Raw genomic sequence first — 22,598 nt, 5'->3', positions numbered from 1 at the left:
GATAGAGGCCGAAATCGAGAAGAACATGGCTGCACTTTCCCTACGCAACGTCATCAAGCGCTACGGCCACGGGCCCAAAGCCAACCAGGTCATCCACGGCGTGAGCGCCGAGATCGCCGACCATGAGTTCATCGTGATCGTGGGCCCCTCGGGCTGCGGCAAGTCGACGCTGCTGCGCATGGTGGCCGGGCTGGAAGAAATCTCGGCCGGCGAAATCTCCATCGGCGGGCGCGTGGTGAACGAGCTCGAACCCTCCGAGCGCGACATCGCGATGGTGTTCCAGAACTACGCGCTCTACCCGCACATGAGCGTGTTCGCGAACATGGCCTACGGCCTGAAGATCGCCAAGGTGCCGGTGCCCGAGATCAAGGTGCGCGTGGACAAGGCCGCCAAGATCCTCGAACTGGGCCACCTGCTCGAGCGCAAGCCCCGCGAGCTCTCCGGCGGCCAGCGCCAGCGCGTGGCCATGGGCCGCGCGATCGTGCGGCAGCCGCAGGTGTTTCTGTTCGACGAACCGCTGTCGAACCTGGACGCCAAGCTGCGCGCGCAGACGCGCCTGGAAATCCAGAAGCTGCACCGCGAGCTGGGCATCACCTCCCTCTTCGTCACGCACGACCAGGTCGAGGCGATGACGCTCGCCCAGCGCATCATCGTGATGAACGGCGGCGTGATGGACCAGTTCGCGTCGCCCGAAGAGGTGTACTCGCGCCCGGCCACCACCTTCGTGGCGAGCTTCATCGGCTCGCCGCCGATGAACCTTCTGAGGCATGCACCGGGCGTGCGCGCGGGCCAGATCCTGGGCATTCGCCCCGAGCACATGAAGCTGGACGAAAGCGGCTGGACGGTGCAGGTCGAGCAGGTCGAACTGCTGGGCGCCGAGCGCCTGGTGTACGGCCGCATCGGCGACGAGCAGATCATCATGCGCACCGACGAAGGCGATCACCCGCCGGTCGCCGGCGACACGGTGAAGATCGCGGCGCGCGAAGACAAGCTGCACTGGTTCGACGCCGGATCGGGCAAGCGGGCAGATTGAGCGATGGCGGAACGAAGCCCCTGGCCCTACCCCCGTTGGGTCGCACACCGCGGCGCCGGCAAGCTGGCGCCTGAAAACACGCTCGCGGCCTTCCGTTTCGGCGCTTCGCACGGCTACCGCATGTTCGAGTGCGATGCCAAGCTGAGCGCGGACGGCGTGCCCTTCCTCATGCACGACGCCACGCTGGAGCGCACCACCAACGGCCACGGCGTCGGCGGCGAGCAACCGTGGAGCGCGCTGTCGCAGCTCGATGCGGGCGGCTGGCATTCGCGCAGCTTCGCAGGCGAGCCTCTGCCCACGCTGGAAAACCTGGCCCGCTTCTGCCTGGCCAACGATTACCTCCTCAACATCGAGATCAAGCCGACGCCCGGCACCGAACGCGAGACCGGCGAAGTGGTGGCGCGCGAAGCGGCGCGCCTCTGGCAGGGTGCGGCGACTCCTCCGCTGCTCACCTCCTTCCAGGTCGATTCGCTCCAGGGCGCCGCCGCCACGCAGCCCGAGCTGCCGCGCGGCCTGCTGCTCGACACGCTGTGGAACGGCTGGCTGGAGACCGCGCTGGACCTGGACTGCAAAGCCATCGTCTGCAACCACGCGCTGTGGAACACCGCCACCGTCGAACAGGTGCACGGCGCGGGCCTGCGCTCGCTCAGCTACACGGTCAACGACGACTGGGCCGCGCAGCGGCTCATCGCGCTGGGCACCGACGGCATCATCACCGACAGGGTCGACCTCTTCAGCCCTGCCGGTTGAGGCTGCATTTCTTACCGGTTCTTACGAGATGGCGGCTTCTATGATGCGGCCATGAAACGGACCTCTCGCCTGGCGGGCTTCTGCCTTCCCGCCATCCTGGCTCTGCTGGCCCTGTTGACCTGCGGCGGCGCCCTCGCGCAGCCGGACGCCAGCATGAACGCCGGCAACGGCAACCCCAACAACAGCGCCAACACCGCCGCCGCAGCAGCAGCGCCGGCGCCCACCATCGCCGAGTTGCGCGCGCAGTTCGCCAAGGCTGCGCCCGCGCCCAGTGCCGGTGCCGCCGCCGGCCCCGCCACCGGGGGCGGGGGCGCGGACGATGCGCGCAAGCAGCTCGTGCAGATCAACGAGATCGGCGTGCAGGCCGACAAGTTCGTCGCCGCCCGCACCGGCGACCTGGCCGACCTGAACGCGCGCCTGGGCGAACTGGGCAACCCGCCCGCCGCCGGTGCCACCGAAGACCCCAACATCACGCGCCAGCGCGCACAACTGACCAAGGAGCGCAACGCGCTGGACGCCGACATCCGGCTGGCCAAGCTGCTGTCGATCGACGTGCGCCAGCGCGGCACCGACCTGGTGTCGCAGCGGCGCCAGCAGTTCGAGGCCGAGCTCACCAGCCGCGCCGCCTCGCCGCTCAGCGGCGCGTTCTGGAACGACCTGCGCGAGGCCTGGCCCGACGACCTGGCAAGGCTGCAGGCGATAGGCGCGGCGCTCGACGACGGCTTCCAGCAGGCGCTGCAGCCCGAGAGCCGCACGCTGGTGATCGCCGCGCTGATCGGCGCCCTGCTGCTGTCGTGGCTCGGTGTCTGGGCCGCCGAGCGCGGGCTGACCCGGCTGGCGATGCGCGTGCTTCCCGCCGGGCGGCTGCGCCGCTCGCTGCTGGTGATCGCCATCGTCGGGGCCCACGTGCTGCTGGTGGCCGTGGCCGCGCACGGTTTCGTGGAGGTGCTCAAGGCCCATGCCACCTGGGATGCGCAGGCGCGCAAGGCGCTGCAATCGACGGCACAGGCGCTGACCTTCATGGCGTTCGTCATCGGGCTGGGGCGCGCGCTGCTGGCCGCGGCCCGGCCGTCCTGGCGCCTGCCGCCCATTCCCGACGCCACGGCCAGTCGCCTGTCGGCGTTGCCATGGCTGGTGGCGCTGGTGGCCGCGCTCGCATGGACGCCCGCCGAGATCAACGCGCTCATCGACGCGAGCTTTGCCGCCGTGGTGAGCACGCACGTGCTGACGGCGCTGCTTCTCACCGCGCTGGTCGGCACCGTCGTCTACCGGCTGAAGGCCCTGCGCGCCGACGCGCCCGACGCGGGCCTGCCGGAGCGGCCGATGTGGGTCGGCCTCCTGGTCGCGCTGATCGGCGTGCTGGTCATCGCGATCTGGGTGCTGGTGGCCGTGGGCTACGTGGCGCTCGCGAGCTTCCTGGCCTCGCAGCTCACCTGGAGCGGCATCGTGGCCGCGGCCTTCTACGTGCTGTTCAAGTTCGCCGACGACGTGTTCATGGCGCTGGTGTCGTCGCGCAGCACCTTCGGCCAGCGGCTGCAGAAGAGCTTCAACCTGGCGCCGCAGACGCTGGACCAGGCCGCCACCGTGCTCTCGGGGCTGAGCCGGGTCGGGCTGTTCTTCTACATGCTGATCGCGCTCGCCGCGCCGCTGGGCACCGGGCCGGGCGAGGTGTTCCAGCGCAGCGGCAAGTTCGGCACCGGCGTGAAGGTGGGCGAGTTCCAGCTGGTGCCGGGCGCGATCCTGAGCGCCATCGCGGTGGCGGTGGTCGGCTTCATCGTGCTGCGGGTGTTCAAGCGCTGGCTGGAGCGCAGCTACCTGCCCAACACGAAGCTGGAGCCGGGCATGCAGAGCTCGCTCACCACGCTCCTGGGCTACGTGGGCGGCATCCTGGTGATCGCGTTCGCGCTCTCGGCCATGGGCATCGGCATCGAGCGCATCGCGTGGGTGGCCAGCGCGCTGTCGGTGGGCATCGGCTTCGGGCTGCAGGCGATCGTGCAGAACTTCATCTCGGGGCTGATCCTCCTGGCCGAGCAGCCGGTGAAGGTGGGCGACTGGGTGGTGCTGGGCACGGCCGAGGGCGACGTGCGGCGCATCAACGTGCGCGCCACCGAGATCCAGCTGGGCGACCGCTCGACGCTGATCGTGCCGAACTCGGAATTCATCACCAAGACGGTCCGCAACATGACGCTGGCCAACGCCGAGGGCCGCGTGCTGATCCGCCTGCCGATGCCGCTGACCACCGACGCGCAGCGCGTGCGCGAACTGATCCTGGAAGCCTGCCGCGCGCACGAAGGGGTGCTGGAAACGCCCGCGCCATCGCTCACGCTGGAAGGCATCGAGAACGGGCTCTTGATCTTCCAGGCCATCGCCTATGTGGCGAGCCCGCGCCTGGCGGGCGGCGTGCGCAGCGACCTGTTGTTCGTGATCCTCGACGAGCTGAGGAAGGCCGCGCTGCCGATGGCGACACCGACCACCTTCATGATGGCGCCCACCGAGCCGGCCGCAGCCGCGCCGGCCCCCGCGACGCAGAACTCGCCGATCCCGGGCATGCCGACCTGAGCCGCTTTTCCTGTTCCTATTCCAGCGGCAGCGCCGTGGTGCACTTGATCTCATTGAGGCACACGCTGGACCGCACGGCCGACACCCCGGGCATGTGCATCAGCGTGTGCATCAGGAACTGCGAGAGCGACTCCAGGTCGCGCGCGACCACCTTGAGCACGTAGTCGAAGTCGCCGGTCACCGAATAGCACTCCAGGATCTGCTTCAGGTCGGCGATCAGGTCCTGGAACTTGGGCAGCTCGTCGACATGGCCCCGCGCCATCGTCACGTGGATGAAGGCGATCACGCCCAGCCCGACGTGCCGCGCATTCAGGTGCGCCGCGTAGCCGTTGATGAAGCCCAGCTCTTCCAGTCGCCGGTGGCGCCTCATGCACTGCGCGGGCGACAGGTTGGCCACCTCCGACAGTTCGAGGTTGGTTGCGCGGCCGTGCACCTGCAAGTGCTCAAGAATCCGCCGGTCGATCCGGTCGAGTTCGATCTCATGCAATTTCATCTCTTACATCCTTCAATGGATGCAATTATGTTTCTTAAAGCGGGGTAAGCCCGATAAGGGCATGCACCTTAATTGTGCAAAGTACGATCTAGACTTCGAAGCTGCCGGGATTGCACGCGCAATTGCTGGCCCGCTGAATTTCCGCCCCGGCGCACGCCGGCGGCCTCATCCCCGACGCATTCATCCCCATCCGGAGACCCCTCACGTGAAAAACGCCCTGCTTCGCACCCCTTTCAGCGCCGTCGCCCTGGCCCTCGGCATGCTGGCGGCCGCGCCGTCGTCCTTTGCGGCCGACACCAAGTCGGTGGCCGTGACCGCCATCGTCGAACACCCGGCCCTCGATGCCGTGCGCGACGGCGTGAAGGCGGAGCTCAAGGCGGCGGGCTACGAAGAAGGCAAGAACCTCAAGTTCACCTACCAGAGCGCGCAGGGCAACGTGGGCACCGCCGCCCAGATCGCCCGCAAGTACGTGGGCGATGCGCCCGACGTGATCGTCGCCATCGCCACGCCGTCGGCGCAGGCCGTGGTGGCTTCCACCAAGACGATTCCGGTCGTGTACTCGGCCATCACCGATCCGGTGGCCGCCAGGCTGGTGAAGAACTGGGACGCCACGGGCACCAACGTGACGGGTGTGTCGGACCTCTCGCCGCTGGACAAGCACATCGGCCTCATCAAGCAGGTGGTGCCCAACGCCAAGCGCATCGGCGTGATCTACAGCCCCGGCGAAGCGAACTCGGTGGCCATCGTCGCTTCGCTGAAGAAGGCGGCTGCCGACGCCGGCATGACCGTCGTCGAAGCCGCGGCCGCCCGCACCGTGGACGTGCCGACCGCCGCCCAGAGCCTGGTGGGCAAGGCCGACGTGATCTACACGCCGACCGACAACAACGTGGTCTCGGCCTTCGAAGGCATCGTGAAAGTGGCGCAGCAGGCCAAGCTGCCGGTGGTGGCGGCCGACACGGCCACCGTCGAGCGCGGCGCCGTGGCTGCCCTGGGCCTGAACTACAGCGACATCGGCCGCCAGACCGGCAAGATCGTCGTGCGCATCCTGAAGGGCGAGAAGCCCGGCACCATCGCCTCGCAGACCAGCACCAACTTCGAATTGGTGGTGAACCCCGGTGCGGCCAAGCTGCAGGGCGTGACGCTGTCCGAATCGCTCCTGAAGACCGCCAAGGTCGTGGCCACGAAGTAAGAAGCCAGCTTCTTTATGTCGCTCATCGCTTCGCTGGGCGCCATCGAGATCGGTCTGATATTCGGACTGGTCGCGTTGGGCGTCTTCATGTCGTTTCGCATCATCAACTTTCCCGACCTCACGGTGGACGGCAGCTTTCCGCTGGGCGCCGCCGTGGCCGCGACGCTGATCGTCCTCGGCTGGAACCCGGTGGCGGCCACCGCGGTGGCCTGCGTGGCCGGCGCGGCCGCGGGCTGGGTCACGGCCTGGCTGAACGTCAAGCTCAAGATCATGCAGTTGCTGGCGAGCATCCTGGTGATGATCGCGCTCTACTCGGTCAACCTGCGCGTGATGGGCAAGCCCAACGTGGCGCTCATCACCGAGCCGACCGTGTTCACCATGGTCGACTTCGGCGGCATGCCCGAGCAATGGGCCAAGCCGCTGTTGCTGCTGCTGATCGTGATCGCCGCGAAGATCCTGGTCGACATGTTCTTCGCCTCCGAGGCGGGCCTGGCGATGCGCGCCACCGGCGGCAACGCGCGCATGGCGCGGGCCCAGGGCATTTCGACCGACTTCCACACGATGGCGGGCCTGGCGCTCTCCAACGCGCTGGTGGCGCTGGCCGGCGCGCTTTTCGCGCAGAGCCAGGGCACGGCCGACATCTCGATGGGCGTGGGCACGATCGTGATCGGCCTGGCCGCGGTGATCATCGGCGAGACGCTCCTGCCCGCGCGCAGCATGGTGATCACCACGCTGGCCTGCGTGCTCGGCGCGCTGCTCTACCGCTTTTTCATCGCGATGGCGCTCAACACCGACTTCATGGGCCTGCAGGCGCAGGACCTGAACCTGGTCACCGCCGTGCTGGTCGCGGTCGCGCTGCTGATCCCCGCCTACAAGCGCAAGCTGCGCGGACTCTTCAAGGGGAAGAACTGATGCTGCGCGCCCAACAACTGGAGATGACTTTCAACCCGGGCACGCCGATCGAGAACCGCGTGCTGCGCGGCCTCGGCCTGGAAATTCCGACCGGCCAGTTCGTCACCGTGATCGGCTCGAACGGCGCGGGCAAGTCGACCTTTCTCAATGCGGTGAGCGGCGACCTGATCGTGGACAAGGGCAGCATCGAGATCGACGGCAAGGACGTGACGCGCATGAACGCCTGGCAGCGCTCGGGCATGGTGGCCCGCGTGTTCCAGGACCCGATGGCCGGCACCTGCGAGGCGCTGACCATCGAGGAGAACATGGCACTGGCGTACAAGCGCGGCGAGCGGCGGGGCTTCGGCTTCGCGCTCAACCGGGGCCTTCGCGAGCTGTTCCGCGAGAAGCTGTCGATCCTGAAGCTGGGGCTGGAAAACCGCCTGGCCGACCGCATCGGCCTGCTCTCGGGCGGTCAGCGGCAGGCGGTGAGCTTGCTGATGGCGTCGCTCAAGCCTTCGCGCATCCTGCTGCTGGACGAGCACACGGCCGCGCTGGACCCGAAGACCGCCGCCTTCGTGCTGGAGCTGACCGCCAAGATCGTCGAGGGCAGCCAGCTCACTGCGATGATGGTGACGCACAGCATGCGGCAGGCGTTGGACTACGGTTCGCGCACCGTGATGCTGCACGAGGGGCAGGTGATCCTGGACGTGGCCGGGCCGGAGCGCTCGGGCCTCGATGTGCCCGACCTGCTGCGCATGTTCGAGCAGACGCGCGGCGAAAAGCTCGACGACGACAAGCTGCTGCTGGCCTGATGGCGGCAGGCGCCGTCTTCCTGCGTGCGATGCGCGCGGACGATCTGGAGGCGGTGCTCGCCATCCAGCTCGCCTGCTACGGCGCGGGCTTCGTGGAAGACGGTGCGCTGATCGCGCGGCGATTGGCTTCGGCGCCGGAGACGGGCTGGGTGGCGGTGCATGCGGGTGCCGTCAGCGCCTATCTGGCGGCCTACCCCTCGATGACCGGCAAGCTCACGCCGCTGCATGGCGAATTCGAGGTCGCGCCAGTGCCGGATGCGCTGTACCTGCACGACCTGGCCGTGCATCCGAGTGCCTCGGGGCTGGGCCTCGGGCCGCGGCTGGTGCGGCATGCGTGGGACCACGCGGTGCGGGCCGGCTGGCGGCACTCGACGCTGGTGTCGGTGCAGTCTTCGGCGGGTTTCTGGGAGCGGCAGCGTTATGCCGCGACGCAGCCGGCAGACCCGGCGCAGCAGGCCCGGCTGGCGACCTATCCAGCTACGTCGGTCTACATGGCCCGCCGGCTGGACTGACCCGGGATCAGCGCCGCCAGCCGCGCATCGCGAGCCACTGCACGGTGCCGCAGACGGCCACGAGCGCGGCGTAGGTCGTCATCACCCCGTCGCGCCCGAAGACCACCAGGCCGACGACCAGAACCCCCACGCCGGCGCCGAAGGTGATCGCCCATTGCACCCACCAGCGCGCAACGCCCGTGCGTCGCCCGCCCAGGAAGCGGCCCGCGAGGACCAGCACCAGCGCGATGAACGCCGCGGGTGCCACAAAATTAAGCAGGTGATCGAGGAGGGCCAGCAGGTCCATCGGGCAGTCGGAGAGGGAGGCCGCTCACATGCGGTGAAGGTTATGGCTGTTATAGGGAAAGCCATTTGTCCTTCGGCAAGCCTGGTGCGGCTGCTGATTTTATAATCACGCCCATGTCAGTCTGGGCTCTTGGCTTGAACCACACGACCGCGCCGCTCGATCTGCGCGGTCGTTTTGCGTTCGCGCTCGATCAGATCGCCCCGACCCTGCAGAGCCTGCGCAGCTCCTTTGCCAGCGGCCGCCACCCCCAGGTCGAGGCCGCGATCATCTCGACCTGCAACCGCACCGAGATCTATTGCGCCTCCGAGCACATCGCCCTGGACCACACGGTCGGCTGGCTTGCAGAGAGCGGCGGCGTGGCCCCCGCCCTGCTGCGCTCCCATGCCTACACCCTGCACGACGACGAAGCTGCGCGCCATGTCTTTCGCGTCGCCAGCGGACTGGATTCGATGGTGCTCGGCGAAGCCCAGATCCTCGGCCAGATGAAAGACGCGGTGCGCGCGGCCGAGACCGTCGGCGCCCTGGGGACCACGCTCAACCAACTGTTCCAGCGCTCGTTCGCGGTCGCCAAGGAAGTGCGGACGTCCACCGAGATCGGCGCGCATTCGATCAGCATGGCAGCCGCGGCCGTGCGGCTGGCCGGACAACTCTTCGAAGACCTGCGCAAGACGCGCGTGCTGTTCGTCGGCGCGGGCGAAATGATCGACCTGGCGGCCACGCACTTCGCGGCCAAGGAGCCCAAGTCCATCGCCATTGCCAACCGCACGCTGGAGCGCGGCGAAAAGTTGTCCTCGCGCTTCGGCGGTGAAGCCATGCGGCTGGCCGACCTGCCGGCACGGCTGGCCGAATTCGACATCGTCGTCAGCTGCACCGCGAGCACGCTGCCGATCATCGGCCTGGGTGCCGTCGAGCGCGCGCTCAAGGCGCGCAGGCACCGCCCGATGTTCATGGTCGACCTGGCCGTGCCGCGCGACATCGAGCCCGAAGTGAAGGCGCTCGAGGACGTCTACCTCTACACCGTGGACGACCTCGCGCAGGTCGTGCAGCAGGGCCAGGCCAACCGGCAGGCCGCGGTGGCGCAGGCCGAAGTGATCATCGACGCGGGCGTGCAGAGCTTCATGCACTGGCTGGGCCAGCGCGGCGCCGTGCCGCTGATCCAGCAGCTCAATGCGCAGGCCGACGAATGGCGCGCCGCCGAGATGGCCCGCGCCCGCAAGCTCCTGGCCAAGGGCGAATCGGTCGATGCGGTGCTCGAGGCGATGTCGCGCGGGCTCACGCAGAAGATGATGCACGGCGCGATGGCCGAGCTGCATTCGGGCGATGCCGCATCGCGCGAGCAGACCGCGCAGACCCTCTCGCGCCTGTTCCTGCGCAAAGAGCGTTAGCGACGCTCGTCAGCGGCCCGGCCTGCGTGCCGCGGCCCCTTGCGCCATGCCGCTGCACGCGGCATTCATCCCCCATTTTTTCGAGCCTCTTCTTCCGTGAAATCCTTTCTTCGCCATCAACTCGAACGCTACGTCCAGCGCCTGGGCGAGCTCGACTTCCTGCTCTCGCGCGAAGACATCATGAGCGACATGGCGCAGTACCGCACCATCTCGCGCGAGCACGCCGAGGTCACGCAGATCGCCGGGCGCTACGAGCGCTACAAGCAACGCGAGGCCGACATCGCCGGCGCGAATGAAATGCTCGGCGACCCGGACATGGCCGAGATGGCGCGCGAGGAAATCGCCGGCGCCCAGGCCGAGCTGGTGCAGCTCGAAGAAGACCTGCAGCGCCTGCTGCTGCCCAAGGACCCCGACGACGCGCGCAACGCCTTCATGGAAATCCGCGCCGGCACGGGCGGCGACGAGTCGGCGCTTTTCGCGGGCGACCTGCTGCGCATGTACACGCGCTACTGCGAACGCGCCGGCCTGCGCTGCGAGATCGTGAGCGAGAGCGCGAGCGAACTGGGCGGCTACAAGGAAGTGGTGATCCGCATCGTGGGCGACGACGTCTTCGGCAAGCTGCGCTTCGAATCGGGCGGCCATCGCGTGCAGCGCGTGCCGGCCACCGAGACCCAGGGCCGCATCCACACCAGCGCCTGCACGGTCGCGGTGCTGGCCGAGCCCGACGAGGCCGTGGCGGTGCAGATCAACCCGGCCGACCTGCGCATCGACACCTACCGCGCGAGCGGCGCCGGCGGCCAGCACATCAACAAGACCGACTCGGCCGTGCGCATCACGCACATCCCGACCGGCATCGTGGCCGAGTGCCAGGACGACCGCAGCCAGCACCGCAACAAGGCCAAGGCGCTGCAGGTGCTGTCGGCGCGCATCCAGGAAAAAGACCGCAGCGAGCGCGCCGCCAAGGACGCGGCGATGCGCAAGGGCCTCGTCGGCAGCGGCGACCGCTCGGACCGCATCCGCACCTACAACTTCCCGCAGGGGCGGCTCACCGACCACCGGATCAACCTGACGCTCTACAAGCTGCTGGCGATCATGGAAGGCGACCTCGGCGACGTGCTGGAAGCGCTGCGCGCCGCGCGCGAGGCCGAGCAACTGGCCGAGCTGGAAGCTGGCCTGCCGGCGTGATGACCGAAGTCACCAAGCCCTCCACCGTGGCGCAGGCACTGACAGCGGCCGTGGCCCTGGGCGTCGATCGGCTCGACGCCCAGTTGCTGCTGCTGCACGCGCTGGGCCGCGCGCCGCACGACCGCGCCTGGCTGCTCGCGCACGACACCGATGCCCTTTCCGATGCGTCATGGGTCGCGCTCGCGCTGCAGCTGTCGCGCCGGCTGACGGGCGAGCCCGTGGCCTACCTGCTCGGTGAAAAGGAATTCCACGGCCTCAGCCTGCAAGTGGACGCACGGGTGCTGGTGCCGCGACCGGACACCGAAACGCTGGTCGACTGGGCCCTGCAATGCCTCGAAGGCAGCGCCGCTCCGCGCGTGCTCGACCTCGGCACGGGCAGCGGCGCGATCGCGCTGGCGCTGCAGCATGCGCGCCCGGATGCGCAGGTCGATGCGGTCGATGCCAGTGCCGACGCGCTGGCCGTCGCAGAGGCCAACGCCCGGCGCCTGGGCCTGCCGGTGCGCTTTGCCCAGGCCCATTGGCTCGATGGCGCCGCCGACGGCTACAGGGTCATCGCCAGCAATCCGCCGTACATCGCCGTCAACGACCCACATCTGCCCGCGCTGCAGCACGAGCCCTCGGCCGCGCTGGTCGCGGGCGCCGACGGCCTCGACGACATCCGCCAGATCGTCCGGAACGCCCCTGTCCACCTCGCAGAAGGCGGCTGGCTGCTGCTCGAACACGGCCATGACCAGGCCGTGGCCGTGCGCCAGTTGCTCGAAACCCGCGGCTTCGCCGAAGTCCAAAGCCGGGACGACCTGGCAGGCATCCAGCGCTGCTCGGGCGGAATCTGGCGCGCGGTGAAATAATCCCTTCAGCCCCCACTTTTCAGGAGTCCCCATGTCCGACGCCCAGCAACGCATCGACGACCTCGTCAAAACCAACGAACTCGTGCTCTTCATGAAGGGCAATGCCAGCTTCCCGATGTGCGGTTTCTCCGGCCGCGCGATCCAGATCCTCAAGGCCGTGGGCGTCGACACCAAGACGCTCAAGACCGTCAACGTGCTCGAAGACGACGGCATCCGCCAGGGCATCAAGGAATACAGCAACTGGCCCACGATTCCCCAGCTCTACGTGAAGGGCGAATTCGTCGGCGGCTCGGACATCATGATGGAGATGTACGAGTCGGGCGAGCTGCAGCAGGTGGTGAACGGCAGCCCCGCCTGATTCCGCAAGGCTTGCCATGAGCCACGATCACGCGGACCACGGCCACGCGCACGAGGGTGACGACGCCGCTCCGGCCTGGAAGCACGACGGCGTGCGCGTGATCGGGGCCAACCAGCTCGACGTCAACACGGCGCAGACGCCCGGCATGAACCGGGCCGCCGCCATCAACTTCGCCCGCGTGGGCGCTCAGAAACTCTGGGCCGGCACGGTGACCATCCATGCCGATGCCAAGACCGGCGCCCATCACCACGGGCACCTCGAATCGGTGATCTACGTCGTGCGCGGCCGGGCCCGCATGCGATGGGGCGAGAAGCTCGAGTTCACCGCCGAGGCCGGGCCGGGCGACTTCATCTACGTGCCGCCCTATGTGCCGCACCAGGAAATCAACGCGAGCGCGACCGAGACGCTCGAATGCGTGCTGTGCCGCAGCGATGGCGAGGCCGTGGCGGTCAATCTCGATATCGAGCCTGTAGAGAAACCCGAATCGGTCCTGTGGGTCGACCCGACCCACCCGCACGGCGGGGTATAGCCTTCTCCCCCAGGCTGCGCGCACTTCGTGCCGCTTCGCCAACGCCCTTCCGGGGGCAACACCTGCGGCCCGGTGAAGCCGGTTCCGCTGCGTTGCTGGAATCGCCACCCAGTCATGGCACCATGGCGCTCTTCGCTGTGCCACCATGAACCTCACCCAAAGCCTGCTCGTCATCGTCTTGCTGATCGCGATGAGCGCGTTCTTCTCCCTCGCCGAAATCACCCTGGCCGCCTCGCGGCGCCTTCGCCTGCGCCAGATGGCCGACGAGGGCGACGCGCGCGCCGAACGCGTGCTGCGCGTGCAGGAGCAGCCCGGCCATTACTTCACCGTCGTGCAGATCGGCCTCAACGCGGTGGCGATCCTCGGCGGCGTCGTGGGTGAGGGCTCGCTCAGTCCGTATTTCGCGCGTTTCTTCGAGAACTGGCTGAGCGTGGAAGCGTCCGCGAGCGTGGCGTTCCTGTGCTCCTTCGTGATCGTGATCGCTGTCTTCCTGGTGTTCGCCGACCTGTTCCCCAAGCGCCTGGGCATGAGCGATCCGGAGCGCATCGCGGTGCGCATGGTCGGGCCGATGCTGGTGCTGATCACCACCTTCAAGCCGCTGGTGTGGTTCTTCACGCGCTGCACCGACCTGCTGTTCAAGGTGCTCGGCATGCCGATGGCACGCGACGACAAGATCACCTCGGCCGACATCCTCGCGATGACCGAGGCCGGTGCGCGGGCCGGCGTGCTCGCGGTGCGCGAACAGCAGGTGATCGCCAACGTGTTCGAGCTCGACACGCGCCTCGTGAGCAGCGTGATGACGGCGCGCGAGAGCATCGCCTGGTTCCTGCACGACGACCCCGAGTCGGTGCTGCGCGCCCGCATCGTGGCCGAGCCCTTCTCGGCCTATCCGGTGTGCGACGGCGACATCGACCACGTGCTCGGTTATGTCGATGCCAAGGAGATGTTCCAGCGCGTGCTCAGCGGCCAGCCGCTGGCCTTCGACCAGGGCCTCACGCTGCACAAGGCGCTGGTGATTCCCGACCGGCTCTCGCTGACCGAGGTGCTCGAGCAGTTCCAGCAGGCGCACGAAGACTTCGCGATCATCGTCAACGAGTACAGCCTGGTGGTGGGCGTGATCACGCTCAACGACGTGATGAGCACGGTGATGGGCGACCTCGTCTCGATGCCCGACGAGGAGCAGATCGTCAAGCGCGACGAGAACTCGTGGCTGATCGATGGCGTGACGCCGATCCAGGACGTGCAGCGCGCGCTGCACATCGACGAGCTGCCGCATGCGGACGAATACGAGACGCTCGCGGGCTTCCTGATGGTGATGCTGCGCCGCGTGCCCAAGCGGACCGACAGCGTCACCTGGGGCGGCTACACCTTCGAAGTCATGGACGTCGACAGCTATCGCATCGACCAGGTGATGGTCACAAAAACCTAGGCTCGCCCCTGGGCTGCGCACCTCGTATCGCTTCGCCTCCCCCTACCGGGGGCAATACCCGCGGCCCAGCGAAGCCGGTTCCGCGGTATTCCTGAAACAGAGATTCAAGCTGCCGAACGGTCCTTTTCGCGTTCGCGATCCCTGTCGCGTTCGCGCGCCTTGTCGTCGTAGGCCCAGAGCCGCTGGTTCGCGAACACGGCGTTCGGGTACGGCGACTTGCCGCGGCTGCCGTTGTAGCGACCCAGCGTCATATACAGGTCGCCGTTCTCACGATCGAGGTAGTGGCGCAGGATCACGCAGCCGAAGCGCAGGTTGGTCTGCATGTGGAAGAGCTTGGCCGAATCGCTGTCGCCGATCACACGGGTCCAGAACGGCATGACCTGCATGTAGCCGCGCGCACCGGCGCTGGACACGGCGAACTTGCGGAAGTTGCTCTCGACCTGCACCAGCCCGAGCACCAGGCTCACATCGAGCCCCGAGCGCTTGGCCTCGTACCAGATGGTCTGCAGGAATTCCTTGCGCGAGGGCCAGTCGGCGATCTTCTTCTTGAGCCGCTCGCTCATTTCGCCGAGCCAGCGCAAGTAGGCCAGGCGCGCCTCGGTGGTCGTGAATTCCGGCACCGGCGGCGCCTTGTTGTGGATGGCCGAGCTCAGCGCGGTGCGCACCGAGTCGATCAGGGGCTCTTCGATCTGGGCACCGGCAAAGGCGGTCTGCGGCAGCGCGGCCAGCGACAGCACGCCCGAAGCAGCAGCGACACCGATGCACCTGCGCCGGGAGATGGCCATGCCACCCGCCTCGGCAGTTGCCCCTGGGTCGTCGCTGCAACGGCCGGTGAAGCTCATGCGGCGAGCTTGCCGGCGATGAAGTCGGCGATGCCGGCCGACGGCACCTTCGTCGCCGCGGTATCGCGGCGGTGCTGGTATTCGAGCTGGCCCTCTTTCAGGCCACGGTCGGAGATGACCACGCGGTGCGGCACGCCGATCAGTTCCCAGTCGGCGAACATCGCGCCGGGGCGCTCGCCGCGGTCGTCCAGCAGCACGTCGACGCCCTTGGCGAGCAATTCTTCGTAGAGCGCCTCGGCGGCCGCCTTGACCTCGGGGCTGCGGTCCATGCCGATCGGGCAGACCACCACGGTGAACGGTGCCAGCGCGTCGGGCCAGATGATCCCGCGCTCGTCGTGGTTCTGCTCGATGGCCGCGGCCGGCAGGCGGGTGATGCCGATGCCGTAGCAGCCCATTTCGAGGAACTGCGGCTTGCCGCCTTCGTCCAGGTACGTGGCGTTCATGTCCTTGCTGTACTTGGTGCCGAGCACGAACACGTGGCCCACTTCGATGCCCCGCTCGATGGCCAGCACGCCCTTGCCGTCGGGCGAGGCGTCGCCGGCGACGACGTTGCGAATGTCTGCCACAAGAGTGGGCTCGGGCAGGTCGCGGCCCCAATTAATGCCGACCACGTGATAGCCGGCTTCATTCGCGCCCGCGATCCAATCAGCCATCGCAGCAACGTCGCGGTCGGCAACGATGATGACCGGCAATAGAGGCTTGATTGGTCCAAGGTAGCCTGGCCGCGAGCCGAAATGTGCCTCGATTTCAGCTGGAGTAGCGAAGCGAAAACCGCCATCTAATCCTGGCAACTTACTGACCTTGATCTCATTCATGTCATGGTCACCGCGCAGAAGCAGCATCCATATCTTGACGCCCATGAGACCACCAGCTGCATCCAAGACGTCGGTGGCGAGCACCAACGATTTGACTGTCGTCGAGAGGGGAACGCCGAGAAACTCCGCCACGTCGGCACAGGTGCTCTTGCCGGGAGTCGGCGTCTTCTCGAGCGCCCTGGCGGCCGCAGGGCGCGGGCCGGCCGGGGCGAGCGCCTCGGCCTTTTCCATGTTGGCGGCGTAATTGCTCTCGGGGCAATAGACGATGGCGTCTTCGCCCGTGGCGGCGATCACCTGGAACTCTTCGCTCAGGTCGCCCCCGATGGCGCCGCTGTCGGCCGCCACGGCGCGGTAGCGCAAGCCGAAGCGATCGAAGATGTTGCGGTACGCCTGTGCCATGACCTGGTAGCTGGCCTTGGCCGCATCGAGGTCGCGGTCGAAGCTGTAGGCGTCCTTCATGATGAATTCGCGCCCGCGCATCAGGCCGAAGCGCGGACGGCGCTCGTCGCGGAACTTGGTCTGGATCTGGTAGAAATTCTTCGGCAGCTGCTTGTAGCTGCGGATCTCCTGGCGGGCGATGTCGGTCACCACTTCTTCGCTGGTGGGCTGGATCACGAAGTCGCGGTCATGCCGGTCCTTGATGCGCAGGAGCTCGGGGCCCATCTTCTCGAAGCGGCCGGTCTCCTGCCAGAACTCGGCCGGCTGCACGACCGGCATGGCGAGCTCGACGGCGCCGGCACGGTTCATTTCTTCGCGCACGATCGCCTCGACCTTGCGGATCACGCGCAGCCCCATCGGCATGTAGGTGTAGATGCCCGTGCCGAGCTTCTTGATCATGCCGGCGCGCATCATGAGCCGGTGGCTCGCGACCTCTGCGTCAGCGGGCGCTTCCTTGAGGGTGGAGACAAAAAATCGGGAAGCTTTCATCGGGATCGTGGTGATGGAATCGCTGAATTCGAGGTTCGGAAGTGGGGGACTGCTCCCCCGGAGAGACCCTGAGAGACTGGCATCGCGGCTTGCCGAGGGCAACCCGGCATGCATAATCGACTCAGTTCAAAAATTGGGGTTTGATTATGCTCGACCGGGACGGCTTCAGGCCCAACGTCGGCATCATCCTGCTCAACCAGAGAAACCAGGTTTTCTGGGGCAAGCGCATACGCACGCATTCCTGGCAGTTTCCGCAAGGCGGCATAGACCGCGGCGAAAGTCCCGAGCAAGCCATGTTCCGGGAACTGCACGAGGAAGTGGGGCTCCATCCGGAGCATGTGCGCATCGTGGCCCGTACCCGCGACTGGTTGCGCTACGAGGTGCCGGATCGGTTCATCCGCCGTGACGCACGGGGCCACTACAAGGGCCAGAAACAAATCTGGTATTTGCTGCAACTCACCGGCCACGACTGGGATCTGAACCTGCGTGCAACCGACCATCCCGAATTCGACGCCTGGCGCTGGCATGACTACTGGGTGCCGCTCGATGTCGTCGTCGAGTTCAAGCGCGGCGTCTACGAGATGGCGCTCACCGAGCTTGCTCGCTACCTGCCTCGGCAGGATTTCCGCAACCGCTTCCTGCGCAGCAACGTGCGCGCCCGAGAATTCGAGCGCCATCCGCTGGACGCCGGAGCGCCCGCGGGTCTGGACCTGCCGCCCGGCGGCAGTTTCGATCCGCATCCCGACATTCCTTCTGCGAGCGATGAACCTCCCTCTCCCAACAACAGCACGCCCTTCTTTCCGACGCCACGCTGAGCGCGTACTTCTTCTCGCCTGCTTCGGCATCCTCGCCGGCTGCGGAACAGGCAAGTACGACACCGACAACCCCGACTGGGCGCAGGTGGGTTCAGCCCCTGCACCCAAGCGTTCCGAGACGGACAAGGAATGGGAAGAATCCGCGGCCCCGCCGCCGCCGGCCTTCAGCGAAAGCCGCCTGCTGCCGATCGCGATGCCACCGTACATGAGCCTGAAGTTCGGCATCGATCCGGGAACGATCACGATCACGCCCGACGGCATCGTGCGCTACGTGGTGGTGGCCAGCAACCGCAGCGGCGGCGCGCTCAACGCCTTCTACGAAGGCGTGCGCTGCTCGACCGCCGAGATGAAGAGCTATGCGCGCTACAACAACGGCGCATGGCAGGAAGTGACCAAGCAGGAATGGAAGCGCATCATCGACCTGAATTCGCGCTACACGGTGGCGCTGTCCGACCAAGGCATCTGCCGTGGCAACGCGCCGCGCAGCTCGGTCGGGGAGATGGTGCAGAACATCCGCAATCCGGTTCGCGAAGTGCAATAGGCAAAGGCGACGCCGAGATGAAGAAACGGGGCCTTGGCCCCGTTTTTCTTTGGCCGATCTGCCGATCAGCTGGGCATCAGCACCATGTTGTCGCGATGGACCATTTCCGGCTCCGCGACGTAGCCCAGCAGGCGCTCGAACTCGCTGGACGGCTTGCGGCACAGCAGCCGCGCCTCCACGCTCGAGTAGTTGGCCAGGCCCCGGGCCAGTTCGATGCCTTGCGCATCGCGCACCGCGATCACGTCGCCGCGCGAGAACTCGCCAGAGACGCCCGTCATGCCGATGGGCAGCAGGCTCTTGCCTTCGGCGCGCACCTTGGCCGCAGCACCCGCATCGACGATGACGGCGCCGCGAAGCTGCAAGTGGTCGGCCATCCAGCGCTTGCGCGCCTGGTGCTTGGCGGTCTGCGCCACCAGCAGCGTGCCGATGGATTCGCCGCGCGTCAGGCGCAGCAGGGCGTCGGCCTCGCGGCCCCAGGCGATCACGGTCGACGCGCCCGAGCCGGCCGCGCGCTTGGCGGCCAGGATCTTGGTGATCATCCCGCCGCGTCCGAGGCTGGAGCCGGCGCCGCCCGCCATGGCCTCGAGCGCCGGGTCGCCAGCCGCCGCTTCGTGCACGAACCTGGCGTCCGGGTCCTTGCGCGGATCGGCTGTGAAGAGGCCCTTCTGGTCCGTCAGGATGATCAACGCGTCGGCTTCGACCAGATTGGCCACGAGCGCGCCTAGCGTGTCGTTGTCGCCGAACTTGATCTCGTCGTTGACGACGGTGTCGTTCTCGTTGATGACCGGCACCACGCCCAGGCGCAGCAGCGTGACGAGGGTCGAGCGCGCATTGAGATAGCGCTCGCGGTCGGCCAGGTCGGCGTGGGTCAGCAAGACCTGGGCGCTGCCCATTTCGTTCTCGCGCAGCTTGGTCTCGTACATCTGGGCCAGGCCCATCTGCCCGACGGCCGCAGCGGCCTGGAGCTCATGAATCTCGCGCGGGCGGGTGCGCCAGCCAAGGCGCTTCATGCCTTCGGCAATGGCGCCGCTGGACACCATCACGACCTCGCGTCCTTCGCGCACCAGCGCCGCGAGCTGCCGGCACCACTCGCCGATGGCCGCCTCGTCCAGACCGCGCCCCTCGTTGGTCACGAGGCTGGAGCCCACCTTGACGACGATACGGCGGGCATCCCGCAAGGCAGTGGATCCGGAATTCGAGGTCATTGAGGCGTGTGGCGGTCGTGAATGCTGCTGATTTTGCTATCTGTGAAGTCGCATCGATCTCGATGCCATGCCGCACTCAGGCCGGATCGGGCGGCAGCTGGACAAAGCGCGGATCGACCTCGACCGGCTCCTGCTCCGCCACCTGCTGGGCCTTGACCTGCTGGTAGACGGCTTGCACCAGATGCTCGCAGCCCTCGCGCGTGAGCGCCGATATCTCGAACACCGGGCCCTTGAAGCGCAGCCGCTTGACGAAGTCCTTCACCAGCGCCGCGCGCTCGTCGCCGGGCACCATGTCCAGCTTGTTCAGCACCAGCCAGCGCGGCTTGTCGTACAGCGTTGCGTCGTATTTCTTCAGCTCGCCCACGATGGCCTTGGCCTGGGCGACCGGGTCGACGGCATCGTCGAATGGCGCCATGTCGATCACATGCAGCAGCAGCCGGGTGCGCTGCAGGTGGCGCAGGAAGAGATGGCCGAGGCCGGCGCCTTCAGACGCACCTTCGATCAACCCAGGCAGATCGGCCACCACGAAGCTTTGCTCCGGGCCGACGCGCACGACGCCCAGATTCGGATGCAGGGTGGTGAAGGGATAGTCCGCGATGCGCGGCCGCGCGTTCGAGATGGCGCTGATCAGCGTCGACTTGCCCGCATTCGGCATGCCGAGCAGGCCGACGTCGGCAAGCACCTTCAGTTCGAGCTTCAGGCTCTTCTTTTCGCCGGGCCAGCCGGGCGTCTTCTGGCGCGGTGCGCGGTTGATGGCGCTCTTGAAGCGCATGTTGCCGAAGCCGCCGTCGCCGCCCTTGGCGATGGTGATGACCTCGCCTTCGGTCAGCAGTTCGTACAGCACTTCGCCCGTTTCGACGTCGCTGATGATCGTGCCGACCGGCACCTTGAGCGTGATGTCGTCGCCCGCGGCGCCGAACATGTCGGAGCCCATGCCGTGTTCGCCGCGCCTGGCTTCGTGCCGGCGCGAATAGCGGAAATCGACGAGCGTGTTCAGATTCGAGTCGGCCACCGCGAAGACGTGGCCGCCACGGCCGCCGTCGCCGCCGTTGGGGCCGCCGAATTCCTTGTACTTCTCATGACGGAACGACACGCAGCCGTTGCCGCCATCGCCGGCGGCGATGTCGATGAAGGCTTCGTCGACGAACTTCATGGGATGTCCAGTTTACAAATGAAGAAGCCCCGGCAAAGCGGGGCCTCGGGCTGATCGAAGTGACGCGAGGCTTACGCCGCGGGGGTCACGTTGACCATATGCTTGTTGAGCGCACCCTTGTGGCCGAACGACACGTGGCCGTCGACCAGGGCGAACAGCGTGTGGTCCTTGCCCACGCCGACATTCACGCCGGGGTGGAACTGGGTGCCGCGCTGGCGCACGATGATCGAGCCTGCGCTGATCAGTTCGCCGCCGAACGCCTTCACGCCGAGCATCTTGGGCTTGGAATCGCGCCCGTTTCGCGTTGAGCCGCCGCCTTTTTTCTGTGCCATGGAATGTGCTCCTTAGCCGGCGATCGCGCCGATTTGCAGTTCGGTGAACTGCTGGCGATGGCCTTGACGTTTCTGATAATGCTTGCGACGGCGCATCTTGAAGATGCCGACCTTGTCGTGCTTGCCGTGCGACAGTACCGTGACTGTCACCGTTGCGCCGGACACCAGGGGCGTGCCAACCTTGATTTCAGCGCCGTTTCCGACGGCCAGAACCTGGTCGATCACGATTTCCTGGCCTACGTCCGCAGCAATCTGTTCTACTTTAATTTTTTCGCCGGAAGCAACGCGATACTGCTTGCCGCCGGTTTTTATGACCGCGTACATGTAAGACCTCTTAGAAATGAGTCTCCGCAGCGAATTCCGCAGAGCCCAAGATTATAGCGCGGTTTGTGTCCACCAACACCCATAGCCGCGCCCGAGCCCCAGTGGGCGGGTGACGCTCCCTATAATTTGCGCCTCCCGGCCCCTGGGCCGCCTTCATCTTCAGCAGCGCCCCGCGCCTCCGCTTTGCCAGTCCCCGCCGCCGACACCTCCCCCACCGCCACCGTGCTGGACCTGATTGCCGGCGACATGGTCGAAGTCGACCGCGTGATCGCGCGCCGCCTCGACACGGGCGTGCCACTGGTCAGCCAAGTCTCCCAATACATCATCTCCGCCGGCGGCAAGCGCCTGCGGCCCGCACTGCTGCTGCTGATGTCGGGCGCATTGGGTTACACGGGCGAACAACGCTTCAACCTGGCGGCCGTCGTGGAGTTCATCCACACCGCCACCTTGCTGCACGACGACGTGGTCGACGAATCAACGTTGCGACGCGGGCGCGCGACCGCCAATGAATCGTTCGGCAACCCGGCCAGCGTGCTGGTCGGCGACTTCCTGTACTCGCGCGCATTCCAGATGATGTTGGATGCAAACAACATCCGGGTGATGGAAATCCTGGCCGAAGCGACCAACGTGATCGCGGAGGGCGAGGTGCTTCAGCTGATGAACATGCATGACGCATCGCTGGACGAGGCTGCGTACCTGCGCGTGATCCGCTCGAAGACCGCCAAGCTTTTCGAGGCCAGCACCCGGCTTGCAGCCGTGCTGGCCGGCGTCGCACCCGAAGTCGAGGAAGCCTGCGCCACCTACGGACAGGCACTCGGCACTGCGTTCCAGGTGATCGACGATGTTCTGGACTACGCTGGCGACGCCCAGGAAACAGGAAAGAACGTCGGCGACGACCTGCGCGAAGGCAAGACCACACTCCCCCTGATTTTTGCCATGCAGCGCGGCACCCCGGCCCAGAGCGGACTGGTGCGCGCGGCCATCGAGGCCGGTGACACGGCCCAATTGGGCAAGATCGTGGAGATCGTCCGCGAAACCGGCGCACTGGATGCGTCGCGAGCGGCTGCTGCTGCCGAAGCTAAACGCGCAATCGATGCATTGCGCGACTTTCCGTCCAATTCGCATGCCGCCGGTTTGCTACAATTGGCGGCTCAGTTGCTTGAGCGACGTGCCTGAAACACCTCACCAGAGTTGGCATCTAGGACGACTTTCTTTTTTCTTGCAACCAATCGGGGTGTAGCTTAGCCTGGTAGAGCGCTACGTTCGGGACGTAGAGGCCGGAGGTTCGAATCCTCTCACCCCGACCAGCCGTTTGGCTGGCACAAATAATGGCCATGCCTGTTGCTGTGTAGCGATTTACAGCACAGGGGCGATGAGCGATG

24 protein-coding genes and 1 tRNA gene are annotated in these 22,598 nt (G+C 66.8%); 17 read left to right on the top strand and 8 right to left on the bottom strand.

Going from position 1 to position 22,598, the window contains the following annotated elements:
• Nucleotides 1-25: 25 nt before the first annotated feature.
• The 3 genes from ugpC to BM133_RS23245 are packed head-to-tail and all read left to right on the top strand — an operon-like array spanning nt 26 to nt 4,342.
• Entirely contained in the window at nt 26-1,033 is a 1,008-nt protein-coding gene (gene ugpC / locus BM133_RS23255; protein ID WP_093438953.1) for a sn-glycerol-3-phosphate ABC transporter ATP-binding protein UgpC, read from the top strand.
• A 3-nt stretch (nt 1,034-1,036) separates the two neighbouring features.
• Nucleotides 1,037-1,783, top strand: a complete 747-nt coding sequence (gene ugpQ / locus BM133_RS23250) for a glycerophosphodiester phosphodiesterase (protein WP_093438951.1) — start codon at nt 1,037-1,039, stop codon at nt 1,781-1,783.
• 51 nt (nt 1,784-1,834) lie between these two features.
• Nucleotides 1,835-4,342 carry a DUF3772 domain-containing protein gene (locus BM133_RS23245; RefSeq protein ID WP_093438948.1) on the top strand — a complete coding sequence of 836 codons (2,508 nt, stop codon included), beginning with the start codon at nt 1,835-1,837 and terminating at the stop codon, nt 4,340-4,342.
• Nucleotides 4,343-4,358: 16 nt separating this feature from the next.
• Here BM133_RS23245 and BM133_RS23240 read toward each other — a convergent pair whose 3' ends face one another.
• On the bottom strand, nt 4,359-4,829 hold the full coding sequence (locus BM133_RS23240; RefSeq protein WP_177224930.1) for an Lrp/AsnC family transcriptional regulator: 471 nt from the start codon (nt 4,827-4,829) through the stop codon (nt 4,359-4,361).
• A 265-nt stretch (nt 4,830-5,094) separates the two neighbouring features.
• Between BM133_RS23240 and BM133_RS23235 the strand changes: the two genes are divergently transcribed.
• Genes BM133_RS23235 through BM133_RS23220 form a run of 4 tightly spaced genes read left to right on the top strand, consistent with a single transcriptional unit; the run spans nt 5,095 to nt 8,242 of the window.
• On the top strand, nt 5,095-6,024 hold the full coding sequence (locus tag BM133_RS23235) for an ABC transporter substrate-binding protein (protein WP_093439390.1): 930 nt from the start codon (nt 5,095-5,097) through the stop codon (nt 6,022-6,024).
• 15 nt (nt 6,025-6,039) lie between these two features.
• The gene (locus BM133_RS23230) at nt 6,040-6,936 is read left to right on the top strand and encodes an ABC transporter permease (protein WP_093438943.1); all 897 of its coding nucleotides are present in this window, start codon (nt 6,040-6,042) and stop codon (nt 6,934-6,936) included.
• On the top strand, nt 6,936-7,730 hold the full coding sequence (locus BM133_RS23225; protein ID WP_093438940.1) for an ABC transporter ATP-binding protein: 795 nt from the start codon (nt 6,936-6,938) through the stop codon (nt 7,728-7,730). Before BM133_RS23230 ends, BM133_RS23225 begins: the two co-directional genes overlap by 1 nt.
• Entirely contained in the window at nt 7,730-8,242 is a 513-nt protein-coding gene (locus BM133_RS23220) for a GNAT family N-acetyltransferase (RefSeq protein ID WP_093438939.1), read from the top strand. Before BM133_RS23225 ends, BM133_RS23220 begins: the two co-directional genes overlap by 1 nt.
• Before the next feature lie 7 nt (nt 8,243-8,249).
• On the opposite strand, the gene BM133_RS23215 is transcribed toward BM133_RS23220, so the two are convergent.
• Nucleotides 8,250-8,528 carry a hypothetical protein gene (locus BM133_RS23215; RefSeq protein ID WP_093438936.1) on the bottom strand — a complete coding sequence of 93 codons (279 nt, stop codon included), beginning with the start codon at nt 8,526-8,528 and terminating at the stop codon, nt 8,250-8,252.
• 113 nt (nt 8,529-8,641) lie between these two features.
• Between BM133_RS23215 and hemA the strand changes: the two genes are divergently transcribed.
• The 6 genes from hemA (at nt 8,642) to BM133_RS23185 (ending at nt 14,262) form a co-directional block, all read left to right on the top strand.
• Nucleotides 8,642-9,913 carry a glutamyl-tRNA reductase gene (gene hemA, locus BM133_RS23210; RefSeq protein WP_093438933.1) on the top strand — a complete coding sequence of 424 codons (1,272 nt, stop codon included), beginning with the start codon at nt 8,642-8,644 and terminating at the stop codon, nt 9,911-9,913.
• A gap of 96 nt (nt 9,914-10,009) precedes the next feature.
• A complete protein-coding gene (gene prfA / locus BM133_RS23205) occupies nt 10,010-11,098 on the top strand; it encodes a peptide chain release factor 1 (protein ID WP_093438931.1) in 1,089 nt (362 codons plus the stop codon).
• Nucleotides 11,098-11,946 (top strand): peptide chain release factor N(5)-glutamine methyltransferase, encoded by an 849-nt coding sequence (gene prmC / locus BM133_RS23200; RefSeq protein WP_093438928.1) that lies wholly within the window; start codon nt 11,098-11,100, stop codon nt 11,944-11,946. Before prfA ends, prmC begins: the two co-directional genes overlap by 1 nt.
• Nucleotides 11,947-11,977: 31 nt before the next feature.
• The gene (gene grxD, locus BM133_RS23195) at nt 11,978-12,304 is read left to right on the top strand and encodes a Grx4 family monothiol glutaredoxin (protein WP_093438925.1); all 327 of its coding nucleotides are present in this window, start codon (nt 11,978-11,980) and stop codon (nt 12,302-12,304) included.
• A 16-nt stretch (nt 12,305-12,320) separates the two neighbouring features.
• Nucleotides 12,321-12,833, top strand: a complete 513-nt coding sequence (locus tag BM133_RS23190; protein ID WP_093438923.1) for a cupin domain-containing protein — start codon at nt 12,321-12,323, stop codon at nt 12,831-12,833.
• Nucleotides 12,834-12,978: 145 nt separating this feature from the next.
• On the top strand, nt 12,979-14,262 hold the full coding sequence (locus BM133_RS23185) for a polyamine export protein PaeA (protein ID WP_093438920.1): 1,284 nt from the start codon (nt 12,979-12,981) through the stop codon (nt 14,260-14,262).
• A gap of 104 nt (nt 14,263-14,366) precedes the next feature.
• Here BM133_RS23185 and BM133_RS23180 read toward each other — a convergent pair whose 3' ends face one another.
• Both BM133_RS23180 and BM133_RS23175 read right to left on the bottom strand, forming a co-directional pair.
• Complete coding sequence (locus BM133_RS23180; RefSeq protein ID WP_093438918.1) at nt 14,367-15,047, bottom strand: lytic transglycosylase domain-containing protein; 681 nt, start codon at nt 15,045-15,047, stop codon at nt 14,367-14,369.
• Nucleotides 15,048-15,100: 53 nt separating this feature from the next.
• Nucleotides 15,101-16,846, bottom strand: coding sequence for a proline--tRNA ligase (locus tag BM133_RS23175; RefSeq protein WP_093438915.1), 1,746 nt, complete (start codon nt 16,844-16,846; stop codon nt 15,101-15,103).
• A 146-nt stretch (nt 16,847-16,992) separates the two neighbouring features.
• Here BM133_RS23175 and BM133_RS23170 point away from each other — a divergent pair, with 146 nt between their 5' ends.
• Nucleotides 16,993-17,661 (top strand): RNA pyrophosphohydrolase, encoded by a 669-nt coding sequence (locus tag BM133_RS23170; protein ID WP_093438912.1) that lies wholly within the window; start codon nt 16,993-16,995, stop codon nt 17,659-17,661.
• A complete protein-coding gene (locus tag BM133_RS23165) occupies nt 17,609-18,202 on the top strand; it encodes a CNP1-like family protein (RefSeq protein ID WP_093438910.1) in 594 nt (197 codons plus the stop codon). The genes BM133_RS23170 and BM133_RS23165 overlap by 53 nt, the downstream gene beginning before the upstream one ends.
• A gap of 65 nt (nt 18,203-18,267) precedes the next feature.
• Here the strand turns inward: BM133_RS23165 and proB are convergent, their stop codons facing one another.
• The 4 genes from proB to rplU all read right to left on the bottom strand — a co-directional run bounded on the left by proB (nt 18,268) and on the right by rplU (nt 21,216).
• The gene (gene proB, locus BM133_RS23160; RefSeq protein ID WP_093438907.1) at nt 18,268-19,407 is read right to left on the bottom strand and encodes a glutamate 5-kinase; all 1,140 of its coding nucleotides are present in this window, start codon (nt 19,405-19,407) and stop codon (nt 18,268-18,270) included.
• A gap of 76 nt (nt 19,408-19,483) precedes the next feature.
• Nucleotides 19,484-20,560 carry an Obg family GTPase CgtA gene (cgtA, locus tag BM133_RS23155; protein ID WP_093438904.1) on the bottom strand — a complete coding sequence of 359 codons (1,077 nt, stop codon included), beginning with the start codon at nt 20,558-20,560 and terminating at the stop codon, nt 19,484-19,486.
• Between the two features lie 71 nt (nt 20,561-20,631).
• Nucleotides 20,632-20,892 (bottom strand): 50S ribosomal protein L27, encoded by a 261-nt coding sequence (gene rpmA / locus BM133_RS23150; protein WP_013543198.1) that lies wholly within the window; start codon nt 20,890-20,892, stop codon nt 20,632-20,634.
• A 12-nt stretch (nt 20,893-20,904) separates the two neighbouring features.
• The gene (rplU, locus tag BM133_RS23145; RefSeq protein ID WP_042578903.1) at nt 20,905-21,216 is read right to left on the bottom strand and encodes a 50S ribosomal protein L21; all 312 of its coding nucleotides are present in this window, start codon (nt 21,214-21,216) and stop codon (nt 20,905-20,907) included.
• 183 nt (nt 21,217-21,399) lie between these two features.
• Here rplU and BM133_RS23140 point away from each other — a divergent pair, with 183 nt between their 5' ends.
• Both BM133_RS23140 and BM133_RS23135 read left to right on the top strand, forming a co-directional pair.
• A complete protein-coding gene (locus tag BM133_RS23140) occupies nt 21,400-22,392 on the top strand; it encodes a polyprenyl synthetase family protein (RefSeq protein WP_093438902.1) in 993 nt (330 codons plus the stop codon).
• Nucleotides 22,393-22,446: 54 nt separating this feature from the next.
• A tRNA-Pro gene (locus tag BM133_RS23135) sits at nt 22,447-22,523 on the top strand.
• Nucleotides 22,524-22,598 lie beyond the last annotated feature (75 nt).

The organism is Variovorax sp. 770b2 (assembly GCF_900115685.1).
Lineage (GTDB): Bacteria > Pseudomonadota > Gammaproteobacteria > Burkholderiales > Burkholderiaceae_C > Variovorax.
This window is presented reverse-complemented; position numbering and strand designations above follow the sequence as displayed.